General features: G+C 43.6%; 13 protein-coding genes, 2 tRNA genes, 2 rRNA genes and 1 riboswitch (1 of these 18 running past the window's edge). Of the genes, 14 read left to right on the top strand and 3 right to left on the bottom strand.

What is annotated here, in order from left to right:
- The 10 genes from PAV_RS01985 to PAV_RS01950 form a co-directional block, all read left to right on the top strand.
- Nucleotides 1-1,338, top strand: a 23S ribosomal RNA gene (locus PAV_RS01985) (it extends 1,590 nt beyond the left edge of the window).
- A 147-nt stretch (nt 1,339-1,485) separates the two neighbouring features.
- Nucleotides 1,486-1,602, top strand: a 5S ribosomal RNA gene (gene rrf / locus PAV_RS01980).
- A gap of 840 nt (nt 1,603-2,442) precedes the next feature.
- Complete coding sequence (locus PAV_RS01975) at nt 2,443-3,426, top strand: hypothetical protein (protein ID WP_005543153.1); 984 nt, start codon at nt 2,443-2,445, stop codon at nt 3,424-3,426.
- 124 nt (nt 3,427-3,550) lie between these two features.
- Nucleotides 3,551-4,285 (top strand): hypothetical protein, encoded by a 735-nt coding sequence (locus PAV_RS01970; protein ID WP_338010887.1) that lies wholly within the window; start codon nt 3,551-3,553, stop codon nt 4,283-4,285.
- Nucleotides 4,286-4,287: 2 nt separating this feature from the next.
- On the top strand, nt 4,288-4,467 hold the full coding sequence (locus tag PAV_RS37115; protein ID WP_005543148.1) for a hypothetical protein: 180 nt from the start codon (nt 4,288-4,290) through the stop codon (nt 4,465-4,467).
- A gap of 333 nt (nt 4,468-4,800) precedes the next feature.
- Entirely contained in the window at nt 4,801-6,126 is a 1,326-nt protein-coding gene (locus PAV_RS01965; protein ID WP_005543146.1) for an ABC transporter substrate-binding protein, read from the top strand.
- A gap of 14 nt (nt 6,127-6,140) precedes the next feature.
- On the top strand, nt 6,141-6,395 hold the full coding sequence (locus tag PAV_RS33095; RefSeq protein ID WP_005543144.1) for a hypothetical protein: 255 nt from the start codon (nt 6,141-6,143) through the stop codon (nt 6,393-6,395).
- The gene (locus tag PAV_RS01960; RefSeq protein ID WP_005543143.1) at nt 6,392-7,405 is read left to right on the top strand and encodes an ABC transporter substrate-binding protein; all 1,014 of its coding nucleotides are present in this window, start codon (nt 6,392-6,394) and stop codon (nt 7,403-7,405) included. The genes PAV_RS33095 and PAV_RS01960 overlap by 4 nt, the downstream gene beginning before the upstream one ends.
- Nucleotides 7,406-7,617: 212 nt before the next feature.
- On the top strand, nt 7,618-8,598 hold the full coding sequence (locus tag PAV_RS01955; RefSeq protein WP_005543141.1) for a hypothetical protein: 981 nt from the start codon (nt 7,618-7,620) through the stop codon (nt 8,596-8,598).
- Between the two features lie 238 nt (nt 8,599-8,836).
- The gene (locus PAV_RS01950; protein WP_238555728.1) at nt 8,837-9,799 is read left to right on the top strand and encodes a hypothetical protein; all 963 of its coding nucleotides are present in this window, start codon (nt 8,837-8,839) and stop codon (nt 9,797-9,799) included.
- A gap of 66 nt (nt 9,800-9,865) precedes the next feature.
- On the opposite strand, the gene PAV_RS01945 is transcribed toward PAV_RS01950, so the two are convergent.
- Together PAV_RS01945 and PAV_RS01940 are read right to left on the bottom strand one after the other, a co-directional pair.
- Nucleotides 9,866-9,947 (bottom strand) — tRNA-Leu (locus PAV_RS01945).
- An 8-nt stretch (nt 9,948-9,955) separates the two neighbouring features.
- A tRNA-His gene (locus PAV_RS01940) sits at nt 9,956-10,031 on the bottom strand.
- Nucleotides 10,032-10,305: 274 nt separating this feature from the next.
- On the opposite strand from PAV_RS01940, the gene PAV_RS01935 reads away from it, so the two are divergent.
- Nucleotides 10,306-11,262, top strand: coding sequence for a transglycosylase domain-containing protein (locus PAV_RS01935; protein WP_005543138.1), 957 nt, complete (start codon nt 10,306-10,308; stop codon nt 11,260-11,262).
- A 196-nt stretch (nt 11,263-11,458) separates the two neighbouring features.
- Nucleotides 11,459-12,517, top strand: coding sequence for a matrixin family metalloprotease (locus tag PAV_RS01930; protein WP_005543136.1), 1,059 nt, complete (start codon nt 11,459-11,461; stop codon nt 12,515-12,517).
- On the opposite strand, the gene PAV_RS34400 is transcribed toward PAV_RS01930, so the two are convergent.
- A complete protein-coding gene (locus tag PAV_RS34400; protein ID WP_005543134.1) occupies nt 12,410-12,931 on the bottom strand; it encodes a hypothetical protein in 522 nt (173 codons plus the stop codon). The two genes, PAV_RS01930 and PAV_RS34400, sit on opposite strands and share 108 nt — an antisense overlap.
- 133 nt (nt 12,932-13,064) lie before the next feature.
- On the opposite strand from PAV_RS34400, the gene PAV_RS01920 reads away from it, so the two are divergent.
- Together PAV_RS01920 and PAV_RS01915 are read left to right on the top strand one after the other, a co-directional pair.
- Nucleotides 13,065-13,346, top strand: a complete 282-nt coding sequence (locus tag PAV_RS01920) for a DUF1294 domain-containing protein (RefSeq protein WP_005543132.1) — start codon at nt 13,065-13,067, stop codon at nt 13,344-13,346.
- A 47-nt stretch (nt 13,347-13,393) separates the two neighbouring features.
- Nucleotides 13,394-13,828 carry a universal stress protein gene (locus tag PAV_RS01915; protein ID WP_005543131.1) on the top strand — a complete coding sequence of 145 codons (435 nt, stop codon included), beginning with the start codon at nt 13,394-13,396 and terminating at the stop codon, nt 13,826-13,828.
- A 315-nt stretch (nt 13,829-14,143) separates the two neighbouring features.
- A riboswitch (purine riboswitch) is annotated at nt 14,144-14,244 on the top strand.
- Nucleotides 14,245-14,306 lie beyond the last annotated feature (62 nt).

Here is a 14,306-nt window from a genome sequence, read left to right as displayed (position 1 = left end):
GTACCGAAGGTCTTGATTTCATGCTGCCAAGAAAAGCCTCTAGCCAGGTGAAGGTGCCCGTACCGCAAACCGACACAGGTAGGTGAGAAGAGAATTCTAAGGCGCGCGGAAGAACTCTCGTTAAGGAACTCGGCAAAATGACCCCGTAACTTCGGGAGAAGGGGTGCCTCGGTAGGGTGAATAGCCCGAGGGGGCCGCAGTGAAAAGGCCCAAGCGACTGTTTAGCAAAAACACAGGTCTGTGCGAAGCCGCAAGGCGAAGTATACGGGCTGACGCCTGCCCGGTGCTGGAAGGTTAAGGGGAGTGGTTAGCCGCAAGGCGAAGCTATGAACCGAAGCCCCAGTAAACGGCGGCCGTAACTATAACGGTCCTAAGGTAGCGAAATTCCTTGTCAGGTAAATTCTGACCCGCACGAATGGCGTAACGACTTGGGCGCTGTCTCAACGAGAGATCCGGTGAAATTTTAATACCTGTGAAGATGCAGGTTACCCGCGACAAGACGGAAAGACCCCATGGAGCTTTACTACAGCTTGATATTGGACTTTGGTACGGACTGTACAGGATAGGTGGGAGCCTGAGAAGCCTGAGCGCCAGCTTAGGTGGAGGCGCCGTTGGGATACCACCCTGTTCGTATCGGAGTTCTAACCTAGGACCGTGATCCGGTTCGGGGACAGTGTCAGGTGGGTAGTTTGACTGGGGCGGTCGCCTCCTAAAGAGTAACGGAGGCGCCCCAAGGTTCCCTCAGAATGGTTGGAAATCATTCGAAGAGTGCAAAGGCATAAGGGAGCTTGACTGCGAGACCTACAAGTCGAGCAGGGACGAAAGTCGGGCTTAGTGATCCGGTGGTTCCGCATGGAAGGGCCATCGCTCAACGGATAAAAGCTACCCTGGGGATAACAGGCTTATCTCCCCCAAGAGTCCACATCGACGGGGAGGTTTGGCACCTCGATGTCGGCTCATCGCATCCTGGGGCTGAAGTAGGTCCCAAGGGTTGGGCTGTTCGCCCATTAAAGCGGTACGCGAGCTGGGTTCAGAACGTCGTGAGACAGTTCGGTCCCTATCTGTCGCGGGCGTAGGAAATTTGAGAGGAGCTGTCCTTAGTACGAGAGGACCGGGATGGACGCACCGCTGGTGTACCAGTTGTTCCGCCAGGAGCATAGCTGGGTAGCTATGTGCGGAAGGGATAAGCGCTGAAAGCATCTAAGCGTGAAGCCCCCCTCAAGATGAGATTTCCCAATTTAGTAAGACCCCTTGAAGACGACGAGGTAGATAGGTTGGAGGTGGAAGCACAGCAATGTGTGGAGCTGACCAATACTAATCGGTCGAGGGCTTATCCTAAAAGATATACCCCAAAAAGTGACGTGAAGTTTTGCAGCAACACCGATTACTTTTCGGGGAGCCCCGGATGAAAATCTTAACACGAACTTTCGCATTCAGTTTTCAAGGTATGACCTTGAACTTTATATTGGCACTAAGCCAATGCTGTTTGGTGGCGATGGCGGAGGGGTTCCACACGTACCCATCCCGAACACGACCGTTAAGCCCTCCAGCGCCGATGGTACTTGGACCGCAGGGTCCCGGGAGAGTAGGACGTCGCCAAGCAATAAGAATAACCCACTAACTATTTTAGTTGGTGGGTTATTTGTTGTCCACAGCTTATCCACAACAATGAATAGGTATAATGTTGCAGAGATATGCACAGAGGGATAACTTTTTAAAGTGTATAATTTCTTATAAATAAGCCCTTCCATCCACATTTTCTGTTGAAAACGTGTTCATAACATAGGATAAGTCTGAGATATAATTTGATAATTCGCAAAATAACGAAGTTATTCACAGTGCAGCAAGGATTTACTTATCCACAGCGTTGATAAGTAGCAAAGATAATTGAATCGTATAGCATTTATTCATTGAGATTCAGTGCCTCATACAATATAGGCAAGCTAAAAACCATCTACAACTTATACACTCCAAGTCATAATTCTGTTCCTCACTTGTTCATATTCATCCATTAAAAGTTATGAAATCCTAATATTGATGTTTATATTTGCTTATGGAAATGAAGTTGTTTGTAAGCGTATTCCCTTACACATATTTCGATTACAAATGAAGCACTCGCTTTTGCAGAAGGAATTCCAAGAGAAATTGAATGCAGAACGGATGAGGGAAAATACTTAAACATTCATAGTTATGGATGAAATAAAAAGAGTTATCGAATTGCGTTATACAATTCGATAACTTTTTTTGTGTGCGGGTAGAGAAGGAATATATAACAACAAATATCAGTTCCCAACTTGCATTCTGGCATAACTGAGTTGGTCGTTCGCATTTCATTTCTGATTTTATTCTTAAATTATATTCAGATCATGTTAAGTTGAATCTTATTTATTCAATGTTAGCATAAATATAGAACCCAAATATTCATACATAGGAGGAAATAAAATGAACATGAAAAAAGCAATTCTAGCGTCTATGATCGTATCCAGTGTGTTAGTTGCCGTGGCAGGCCCGATTCCTGCAGGAGCCGAAGCTGCGCAAGAGCAGAAGCAAACGGACAATAAGAAGGTTCAAATCGACCAGAAGCTGGCCGCCAAGCTGCAAAAAGCAATCAAAGTATATACAGGGGAAGAGATCAAGCTGAAGAAAGTCGGCGAGAAGATAGAATTATCTCCGAGTGCAAAGGTTGAATCCGTAGACGGAAAATACGCTATCCGTTTTAACATTGAAGGCGGTAAAATATGGGGGATTGATGAAAAGGTTACAATCGAAAAAATCAGTAAAGAGGATCAGGGGGGAATCTTGAAAGTGTTAAAAAAAGCATATGAAAATAAATCATATGCCTTTAATAAAGAAGTGATCATGCATCGAGGATATGATGGTGAAAAAGAAAAATTAGGTGTGAATTTATCGTATACGTTGACAGGGAAAGACTTTGATGTTTCCTTTTTAAAGGAAAATTCCACTAAAGAGCTAACAGGTACTGTTGGTGGTTTTAAGATACAGTTTACCAAGGAAGAGCTTGATCCGAAACTCCTGGAAACGGCAGCAAAAGCGACAAAAACGGCATTCAATCATGATTTTGAAGTTACAGACGCTAAACTAATAAATGGTTTTAGATGGATACTTGAGGATAAGGATGCATTGATTGAAATTGAGAGGGGAGAGCTCACAAACGTATTTCATAAAACGCGCAAAGCGGTAACGACTAACAAAAAAATGACGGAAAAAGAGGCTAAAGACGTGGTTGCTCCGCTTGCCAAGGAATTATTCAATATGGACATTACCGGATTAGAAGTGAAGTGGGGCAGCTCATTTGAAAATTACTACTTCATTAAAGACAAAAAACCGGTTCTGAGGGCAGCACTGGACGCCGATAAGAACGTAGTGTCCATAATAGCAGGTGTCGGAGCATTATACGGATTCTGAATAAGACAGGTTTGAATATAATAGAGTTATTAAATTCATGACGAAATTGGATAACTCTTTACTTTTGGATATTGGCATTTCGTTTTTGATTTTATTATTAAATGAATACATAGGAGAAAATAAAATGAATATGAAAAAAGCAATTCTAGCAACTATGATCGTATCCAGTGTGTTAGTTGCCGTGGCAGGCCCAATTCCTGCAGGAGCTGAGGCTGCGCAAGAGCAGAAGCAAACGGATAATAAGAAGATTCTGATCGATAAAACGATGGCCGCCAAGCTGCAAAAAGCGGTAAAGCAATTTGCGGGGAAAGAGGTAAAGTTGCAGGACGCTGCCGAGTCTACATTTAATACAGAGGCACAGGTTAAATCGCTTGATGGAAAGTATGTCGTTCGCTTCGATTATAAAAAAGGTGCAGTATCGGGGGTAAACGGAACGATTCCACTCGATAAAATCAGTAAAGCGGCTCAGGAGAAGATCCTGAAAGCGCTGAAAGGAGCATACGCGAAGAAAACATACGTTCTTGATAAAGAAGTAGTTCTGCGTCGCCTTTACGATGGTAAAAATGAAAAACTAAAAGATGATTATTTTTCGTACCAGTTGACAGGGAAGGACTTTGAAGCAAATTGGGAAGTATGGGGTAAGGCGGAATTTGTGAGTAGAGTTGTAATAAAGCTTGCCAAGGAGGATATTGATTCGAAATCGTTGGAAATGGCAGCAAAAGCGATAAAAACGGCATTTGATCATGATTTTGAAATAACAGATGCCCAACTTCATTCTATTGGGGACAAGGTTCAAATGTTATTACTTAAGGATAACGATGTATCGCTTGAGATAGACAAAAAAACGGAAAGATCCTGAATGTGTATCATAATACAAGGAAAAAGGTAACGACCGACCAAGAGGTTACGGAAAAAGATGCAAAGGAAGTGATCGGTCCGCTTGCCAAGGAATTATTTAATATCGATATTTCGGGATATGAAGTGAAGTGGGACAACCTGTTTAAAGATTATTACTTTGTTAAAGATAAAAAACGATATTGAAAGCAGCGTTGGATGTTGATAAGAAACCAGTGTACATCATATCGAGCGGCTCAAGGTTAATAGTTGGAAATTAGACGTTATTAGACTAAAAACATGTGCTCCAATGAAAGCCGCTGCTGGAAGAACTGCGAGCCGTTATCGATAACTAGAAGTCAGTGAACGAAGCGGTAGCCGCGCAGGAGATACAGGGGCAAGAGGTACTCATAAAAGCTTACGGAGATCTGAGAAAAAGCCATAAAAGATGCTTCGTAAGCTTTTTATCCTTGAGTTTTCAACTAAAAGAATTACAGGGGTCATTGCAAACTGAGCTTGAACAAAGAGGGAGCTAGAAATATGCATAACAGATGGAAAATTGTGATTTTGCTGCTAATGATCGTTTCCTTAATGAGCGGCTGCTTTGGCAAGAAGGAAGTGCTGGAGCCTTTGCAGCCAAGCAAAATCAAGGTGATCTATCAGGATGAGGAAGCCTTTTACCACGACTACGGAAAGTATTTCCATATGAAATATCCGCAGATTGAGGTCGAGGTTATCCCCGAGAGTCAGGTGCTTCTAAATCTCGGGAAAACGATTCGTGCAGAGGATTGGGATGCGGAAATAAAGAAGCTGTTGGAGAACTCCGGCGCGGACGTAATAAAGCTGGGTGATGCGAGAACGTTTCAATCATTTGCTGAAGCTGGCAGATTATACGAGTTGGAAGAAATGATCCGGCAGGACGACTATGATATGAAGGGCTATTTGCCAGGGCTGATCGACAGAATCAAAAGCTTAGGCAACGGCAAGCTATATGGGCTTGCTCCTTATGTGGATAGGGAAGTTTTGTACTATAACGCAGCGTTGTTCAAGGAGCATCAAATCGAACCGCCGAAGAACAATATGACCTGGCAGGAAATGTTTGATTTGTCAGCGAGATTTGCCAATATCGGAAGCGGAGACAATAAGGTGTACGGGTTCTATGAATGGTATGGGAATATAGGAGCCATTTTGTACAAAATTGCCGATTCCTCCGGATTGAAGCTGCTCGACCCGAAGGGAGAGAAGGTGCTTCTGAACTCAGATGGCTGGAAAAAAGCAATCAAGCAGGTAACGGATGCTGTACGCAGCAAATCTGTATTTTTGCATCCTGAAGGCCAAATTTACTCTCAAAAACTTAGAGATCAAACTGCTATGACGATAGGTAGCGCTTACAAAACTCGGGAGCTTGTATTAACCAAGCAAGATTGGGATGTAGTTACGGCTCCGGTAGATCCTGCGATGGATTCTTCATCCATTAGTTTTGCTCCCATCTATGCAATTGCGGCCGACTCAGCCAACAAGCGGGCAGCCTGGGAATTCGTCAAATTCGTGAATGGCGCGGAGATGGCGCAGGCCCGTTCGCGAACACTGGAAGGCAAGCTTCCTTCACGTAACGGTTATATGAAGGATATCAAGGGCAGAAGTACGGATGCATTTTATATGCCGAAGATCAGGCAGGAGAGCAGCCTTTATGAAAGTCTTCCATTCGAGTTCTTCAGGTTATTTTATAAACCGCTTCGTGAGGAGCTGTTAGCCGTCGTCGCGAACGAGAAATCAGTTGATGAAGCAACTGCCGCGTTGGAGGTAAAAGCGCAGGAACTGCTCTTGAAAGCGCGAGAATCTGCAAACAAGGATGAGGGAAAATAGGGAGAGTGTAGTACGTGTTGAAGAATGGGAAGACCGTCATTATGCTGCTGACGATCATGTCTCTCTTAAGCGGCTGCTTCGGAGAACGGTCAGAGCTTGCGCCATTAAAGGATGGCAAGGGGAAGATCAGGGTCGTCTATCAAGATGAAGATCGATTTTATAGTGACTACGGGAACTTCTTTAAGATGATGAATCCCGACATCGATATTGAGGTTATCAGTGAAGCAGAATTGTTCGACGAAGCCGAAAAAACGAGGCATTCAATTTGATTGATGAAAAGAAAAAGCTGCTCGATAAAGTTAAGCCGGATGTGCTGTTTTTGAATGAAAGCATGTTCGAAGCCTTTGCTCAAGAAGGAAGGTTGTATGACATAGAGCCGGCCATCAACCAGGATCAATACAAGTTGGACGGATTTATGCCTGGTCTTATCGACAGGCTGCGGGCAAAAGGGAATGGGAAGCTGTACGAGCTTACTCCTTCCTTCGAAACGAATGTCATCTATTATAATAGCAACTTGTTCAAGAAGCATCAAATCGAGCCGCCAAACGGGAAAATGACATGGAAGGAGCTCCTTGATTTAGCAGAGAGATTTTCGAGCGTCGATTCGGGAAAAAAGCAAGTGTACGGATTGTATCAGACGAGAGGGGCAGCAAGTTTGATGTACGATATCGCCGCAGCATCGGCACTTAAACTGGTTGATGCGAAATCAGGCAAGCTGTTGATAGATTCAGATGGTTGGAAGGAAGCAATAAAGATGGCGACGAATTCCGTCCGCAATAAAGCGGCCTATGCTCCTCCCCCGTTGGAGGAGGGCGAGCAACTCGAAGGATACGAATATACCGGAGATTTGAAACAGTATAGCCGATCGAACGAATTGTTCTACATGGGCCAAGCGGCAATGACGATTCAGGCGCCGTGGTTTGCTTTCTTCTTGCGGGATATTACATATTACTCGAAGACACCGGAGATCGACTGGGGCATCGCAGCCGCACCGGTTAATCCTGCAAAGCCTGATGAATCGGCTTACGTGAAATTGTCGGAGATCTATGCCATATCTGCGGATTCTCCGAACAAGCGGGCAGCTTGGGAATTCGTCAAATTCGTGAATGGACCGGAAATGGCGCAGGTTGCTGGGAAGGCAGTATACGCTAAGCTGCCTACGCGATCAGACAACTTCAAGGATTTTAGAGGGCGGGAAACGGATGCTTTTTACCTCCTGAAGCCAATGCAAGCTAGCAGTGTGTCAGATAAAAAGCATTCCACCGGGTTTCCAAGCTGAATTCGATTCGTTATTGTCGAATGCGCTGAAATCATTAATTGATAAAGAGAAAACGCTGGACGATGCAGTTGCCGAGCTTCAGATCAAGGGGCAAGAAATGTTAGAGCGATTGCGGGAAACCAAGTAGGGGCAATAAGCGAATTAAGTTGAATCTAATTGTCAATGTAAGCATGAAGAGAGTACTCATATATTAATAAGTGGGAGGATATAAAATGAATCTAAAAAAAGCATTTCTAGCGTCTATGATCGTATCCAGTATGTTGGTTGCCGTGGCAGGCCCGATTCCAGCAGGGGCTGAGGCTGCGCAAGAACAGAAGCAAACGGATAACAAGAAGGTTCAAATCGATCAGAAGCTGGCCGCCAAGCTGCAAAAAGCTATCAAAGTATATGCGGGGAAAGAGATCAAGCTGAAAAATTTCGGCGAGAAGATAGAATTATCTATGAGTGCAAAGGTTGAATCCGTAGACGGAAAATATGCTGTTCGCTTTAATGTTGAAAGTGGTGGTATATGGCAGGTTGATGAAAAGGTCACAATCGATACAATCAGTAAAGAGGATCAGGAGAAGATCTTGAAAGTGTTAAAAAAAGCATATGCAAATAAAAATTATGTTTTCAATAAAGAAGTGATCATGATGCGAGACTATGATGGTAAAAAAGAAAAGCTAGGTGTGCCTTTGTCGTATCAGTTGACAGGGAAAGACTTCGAGGTATATTTCTTCAAAGAGAATACTCCTAAAATGCCAAAAAATGAAGTTAGTGCATTTACAATAAAGTTCACCAAGGAAGAGCTCGATCCGAAGTTGTTGGAAACGGCAATCGGATCAATAAAAACGGTATTCAATCATGATTTGGAAGTTACATCCGCTAATCTAAGACGCTTTACATGGACACTTGAAGATAAGGACGTATCGCTTGAAATGGAGGAGGGAAAGGTCACTAACGTATTTCATAAAACACGTAAAGCGGTAACGACTAACAAGGGTATTACGGAAAAGGATGCAAAAGAATCGGTTGCTCCGCTTGCCAAGGAATTATTCAATATGGACATTTCGGATTTAGAAGTAAAGTGGGACAGCACCTTTAAAAATTACTACTTCATTAAAGACAAACAACCCGTATTGAGAGTAGCACTTGACGCTAATAAGAACATAGTGTTCTTAACATCAGGTGTCAGAGCATTAAGTGGGTTCTGAATAGGGCAGGTTTGAATATGAAAGAGTTGTTGAATTGCATAGCGCAATTTGATAACTCTTTTAAATTTGGATATTCGCATTTAGTTTTTGATTTTTTTCTTAAATTATATTCATAGAAAGTTAAGTAAAATATTGGGATTTACGTGTTAGTATAGAAGGAAATATCCATACAATCATACATAGGAGGAAATAAAATGAATATAAAAAAGCAATTCTAGCATCTATGATCGTATCCAGTATGTTCGTTACACTTGCGGGTCCGGCCTTTGCAGGAGCCGAAGCAGCAGGAGGAAAGAAGCAAGAACAAGCATCAAGCAACAGTGTTCAAATTGATAAAAAGGTTGCTGCCAATCTGCAAAAGGCCGTGAATCAATTTGCAGGGAAAGAAATAAAGTTGAAGTTCGAGAATGCCTTTAAACATCTATTTGATCTGGCGACGGTTCCTTCGGCAGACGAATTATACGAAGTAAATTTTAAACCAGGTACAGGGGAACTGATCAATATTAAGGGGATTCAATCTCTTGATAAAGTGAGCAAGGATGATCAAAAGGAATTGCTGAACAAGTTGAAAGGGATGTACGCCAAGAAAGCCTATGCATTTCATAAAGAGGTTCAAATCACTCAGAGCTATGACAAGGGGAAGGTTTACAGTACCCTTTATTTGCTAGAGGGAAAAGACTTCGTGATTTCTTGGATAAAATATCCACAGGAGCAATCAAAGAATAAAAATTATATTGGTGCAGCCGTTATCCAGGTAGACAAGAACGAGCTAGAACCGAAATTACTTAAAACGGCAGCGGATGCAGTGAAAACAGCTTTAGATCAGGAATTTGAGGTAAAGAAAGCCGAGCTTGGTTATTATGGTGGCATCAAAGTCACCAAAAGTGATACGTGGAAGCTCAAAGGTGATCATATTACTCTGGCTGTTGAAGCAAAAACAGGAAAGATAGAGTATGTATATGACGTTGCGCGAAAACAAGCAGACAAGGCAGTAACAGAAAAAGAAGTGAAAGAAATAGCTGCGCCGATTGCCAAAAAATTGTTCCATATGGACATTCAGGGACTTGAAGTGAAATGGGATAAATCAGCACGTGATTTCCGTTTCGTTCAAAATAAAGAGACAAAAATGTCAGTTGCATTGGATGACGATAAAAACGTAGTGTACATGTTTTCCGGGTTGAGAATGCTAATAGAAAAATGAAGTGAATGTGTATAAAAAAGAGTTATCAAATCGCTTAACGCAATTTGATAACTCTTTTTTGTCGTATACCGATGGCCGGACTCGAACCGGCAAGCCTCTCGGCACCGCATTTTGAGTGCGGCGTGTCTGCCAATTCCACCACATCGGCAAATGATATGGGGCGATCGAAGGGAATCGAACCCTCGAGTGTCGGAGCCACAATCCGATGCGTTAACCACTTCGCCACGACCGCCATATTATTTGCTCAACAGAACCTTAATTTAGCATACATTCATATCATTTTGCAACAAGAAAAATATACCAACAACATTTCTCGTAACTCGTTCGTCTTCTATTTCATAGATAAGGCGTTTTCTGTTTTACTTTCACTCTTTTCTTTCATCATTGTAAGCTGGCTGCAAGTCAATTCGATGTCATGGCATGCGGTCAACGTATACACTATACGTAAGGGTTGTGTTTCAAATCTGAAAATAGCTCTTACATATAAGAAGGGGAGGCGGTTACGAATGAAAAAACAAAGAAAAGGACATCTGGTTCACGCATCGGTATTTATGCCTCTTCCTGTTCAGGAGACAACTGCACATCGCAAGATACCGAATGTGATGCAAGATAAGCCTCGTATTCATTTTCCTAATAAGAAAGAATCCACTATGCTGCATGAACAATCTGAGACAATCGCACAACCTGCCCATACGCCACAGGGAATGAAGTGGAAGCGTTGGGTCATATATAGCTTGCTCGTTGCAATTCTTACTCCGATTATCGGATGGGTTGGAATGGCGGCAACAGGCACAGTATGGATCGATCAAGGCAAGCTCACCACGTTCCGTGAGCAAATTGCATTGGAAGCAACAACGGCCAATGGACAGCGCATGGTTCAGCTCGACCATATGGCCCCCTTTATTCCACAAGAGCTAATGGCCATTGAGGATCATCGCTTCAAGCTGCATCCTGGCATCGATCCGATCGGACTGGCACGGTCGGTCTGGATTAATGTGACGAAGCAGCAGAAGGCACAGGGAGGCAGCACGATTTCGATGCAGTTGGCGCGCAACCTGTTCTTAACGCATGATAAGACATTTTCCCGCAAAATGAAGGAGATGACGATAGCAGCCAATCTGGAGTTGAATTATAGCAAGCAAGAGATTCTAGAAATGTACTTGAATAAAGTATATTTCGGACATGGACAATACGGGATCGAGAATGCAGCACGTTATTATTTCGGCAAAACAACCCGAGTGAATGGTGACCTCCCTACGATTAACAAGGCAGAAGCAGCCATTCTCGTTGGATTACTCAAGGCACCGGAGCGCTATTCCCCAGCGAAGAATATGAAGCTGGCTCTCCAGCGGCAGTATGTTGTATTGAAGCGCATGACGGATCTCGGCTGGATGACAGAGGCAGAGCGTCAAGCAGCGCTGAAGTCTCCAATTGGAATCGTAGATCACACGAATAAGAAATAACCGAACATAAGAAAGAGACACACAGGATCAAGCTTAGTAGGGTTGCGGTCGGTGTGTCTTTTTTGCTGCACGAAAAATATAGGATGAAATGAAATATTGATCGGTAAAGGCATATATATATTAATCGGATTGCATGAAAATGATTTGCAGCTTAGAAAGTGAATTGCTTTCTAAATCAGATGCGGGAGGATTGGAAATGAAAAAGAGATTTGCAAAGGCAGCTTTTTCTTTAACCCTCATTTTTGCATTTGCTGGAACTGTACATGCAGCAACGCCGGAAAACCCATGGAAGTTTAATTCAAATCATATTCAGTATTACAACGATGGATCGAATTCTTTTTACGAGGGGATCTGGAACACGGGCGCCAGTCGATGGAATGGGACGGGAAGCGTATCGATGGGAAAAGGAACGAAATTTGATTTTCGGACAGGGAATAAAAAGGTTTCGCCAACGAAAGACAATGATTGGGACGGCATTTGCTATACGACATACGCCAATGGAATTGCCACAAAAACGCGCGCTTGGGTGAATGAGTATTACACGAGCCAAACTCGATACACGTCATCGATCGTTGAGGGGATTGCGACGCATGAATTAGGTCATGCATTAGGGCTGGCACATAATGATAATGAGTCCTCTGTAATGAGATCCAATACCTTCTGGTCTGACGGTTCGCTTGCGAGAACGAATACATCGCCGACCTCTGCCGATAAAGAAACGATTAAAAAGAAGTATGGGGAGATGAAAGCATTGTCCCAAGCCAATCCTTTCATTCCTGTTGTTCATTTCGACGTGAGCTGGGCCTATGGGTATAAAAGTTACGAAGCATTAGCCAGCGATGCGGATCTGATTGTCGAGGGGCAAATTGTTCAAGCGAATGACGTGAAGAAAGCTGCAAATAGCGCACCAGAAACGTATCGAACGGTATCAGTCGTTCAAGTATCGAATGTATTAAAAGGGGACGCCGCTATCAAAAACACGTTCATTCATGTAACCCAAATGGGCGGAAGCGACGGGGAAGCCATTGTTGTTTCCGATGATACAACTCCTTTGCAATACGGTGATGAGTCGATCCTATTTTTGAAAATAAATACGGATGGAACGTATCGTGTTGTAAATGAGAATACTTCTATTTTCCTGAAAGTTTCAGTGCAGAATTTGCAGGAGGGCAACGAAAACGTGCCTGCTGTCTATCAAAATCAAAAAAGCAAGGTACTCATCAGTAAGGATGAACTGTTGAAAAAAATGAACTAAGGCGCTGGAGATGCGGCCATTGTCCGAATGGCTATATTTTTTACGGTAGGCCTTCTTGAATTCATCTTTTTCGGTTTCTACTGCAATGGCTTCATTCTCGCTCGTGCCTTTCATTTTGTACAGCTTGGTACCTACTGGGTAGTAATTCGAGAAGCTATTTCCTTTCACTGCCTCCTCTTTATCCGAGGAATGTTCGATTTCTCCAAGCAATTCATCCACCTTGTCGACTTTCTCGTCGCTGCCTACATAAATGAGATGATTGAAAAAAATCATACGGCTGTACGGCCAACTCATAGAAGAGGCTTCCATTGGAGTGTCAGGAGGCATTTTGGATGTATGCTGCTGCACAGTCTGACAGGCGGTAACGAAAAAGATACTGCAGGCAATTGTAAATAGAATGATGCATTTGCGCATACGGCTGACTCACTCCTTTCGTACATACAGACGAAGTGCCTATTTGATATGTTGCGTCATACAGATGATTGGCAGCGGACTTTTGGATTGCCCCCATTGTATAATAGGGACAGGAGGGAGGCAGTAACATAGGATGAAGGACTGGACTTGGATCGTATTCATTTACTTGCTTATTATAAATGTGATCGGATATCAAATGATGGTTGTGGATAAGCAGCGGGCACAGAAGCATCGACGCCGCATTCCAGAGCGCAAGCTGTTCCTAGCGGCTTGGCTCGGCGGTGCGTTAGGGGTGTTGACCGCCATGTACAACAAGCGCCATAAGACGCAGCATGTTACCTTTACGGCAGGCGTACCGTTTATTTTGCTGGTAAATATTTTTGTTTTCGGTTTTATTTTGGTTCGATTTGGTTAAATAATAAGCACAGCATTAGTACATTATGGGGAAGCGTGGTGGGATTTATGAAATTTCAACGCATTCTTGTTGCATATGATGGATCGGAGCCGGCTCGCAAGGCATTGCAGCACGCGATTGGGCTTGCAGAGGCGAATGAGGAGTCTCAAGTACGTGTCGTGCATGTATTTCAGTTCCCGCAATACTTTGTGGGTTCGGCCTATGCAACGGCTTCAGCAGAAACGAATGAAGAACTGTACGAATATGCGGAGCGATTGCAGAAGGAAGCAGAGGGCAAGGTTGCGTCGCTTGGCGACCGAGCCGGGGTTATTCTGCAGCAAGGCCCTCCAGGCCAAGCGATCATCGACGAGGCGGATGAGTTCAATGCGGATCTCGTCATTATCGGCAGCCGCGGTCTTAGCGGGTTGAAGGAGTTTGTGCTTGGCAGCGTGAGCCATCATGTCGTGCAGCACGCCAAGGTGCCTGTACTGGTAATTAAATAATAATGGATAGTTATAATGCGATGCTGATCGTTATGGTTGACCGTAATCGTTGCGATAGAGAAGAAATTGTGGCTTACGATAAGCAAATCATTATGAGAACGTAAAGGGATAAGCCAACAGCAGGGATGGCCTGTTGTTGGCTTATTTGTATGTGAGGGGAAAGAGGGCGAAATGTTCGCCAAATCCGAATATTTAACGTGGTTAACAATAAAACCTTCGTCTAAATACGAACGTTTTTTAAATAATATATTAAAATATTCGCATTTAATTGTTGACACGCCATGTTAAGCCTTGTTAAACTGGAGGCACAAGAAGGATAAACCGAATATTGTTGCTCGTATAATTCCGGGAATATGGCCGGAAGTTTCTACCCAAGAACCGTAAATTTTTGGACTACGAGAATGACGAACAGGCAGAAGACTGTTCTCGCTGCCGCACGCCACCGGAAGGTGACGGTTGTGGTGGTGAACATTCGATT

This window comes from Paenibacillus alvei DSM 29 (genome assembly GCF_000293805.1).
Lineage (GTDB): Bacteria > Bacillota > Bacilli > Paenibacillales > Paenibacillaceae > Paenibacillus_B > Paenibacillus_B alvei.
The sequence above is the reverse complement of the archived record's forward strand: the minus strand, read 5'-3'. Positions and strand labels throughout refer to the sequence as shown.

Coding starts and splice junctions, on each gene's coding strand:
- PAV_RS01975 (WP_005543153.1), top strand. CDS start 2,443: ATGAACATGAAAAAAGCAATTCTAGCGTCTATGATCGTATCCAGTGTG.
- PAV_RS01970 (WP_338010887.1), top strand. CDS start 3,551: ATGAATATGAAAAAAGCAATTCTAGCAACTATGATCGTATCCAGTGTG.
- PAV_RS01965 (WP_005543146.1), top strand. CDS start 4,801: ATGCATAACAGATGGAAAATTGTGATTTTGCTGCTAATGATCGTTTCC.
- PAV_RS01955 (WP_005543141.1), top strand. CDS start 7,618: ATGAATCTAAAAAAAGCATTTCTAGCGTCTATGATCGTATCCAGTATG.
- PAV_RS01950 (WP_238555728.1), top strand. CDS start 8,837: ATGTTCGTTACACTTGCGGGTCCGGCCTTTGCAGGAGCCGAAGCAGCA.
- PAV_RS01935 (WP_005543138.1), top strand. CDS start 10,306: ATGAAAAAACAAAGAAAAGGACATCTGGTTCACGCATCGGTATTTATG.
- PAV_RS01930 (WP_005543136.1), top strand. CDS start 11,459: ATGAAAAAGAGATTTGCAAAGGCAGCTTTTTCTTTAACCCTCATTTTT.
- PAV_RS34400 (WP_005543134.1), bottom strand. CDS start 12,931: ATGCGCAAATGCATCATTCTATTTACAATTGCCTGCAGTATCTTTTTC.
- PAV_RS01920 (WP_005543132.1), top strand. CDS start 13,065: ATGAAGGACTGGACTTGGATCGTATTCATTTACTTGCTTATTATAAAT.
- PAV_RS01915 (WP_005543131.1), top strand. CDS start 13,394: ATGAAATTTCAACGCATTCTTGTTGCATATGATGGATCGGAGCCGGCT.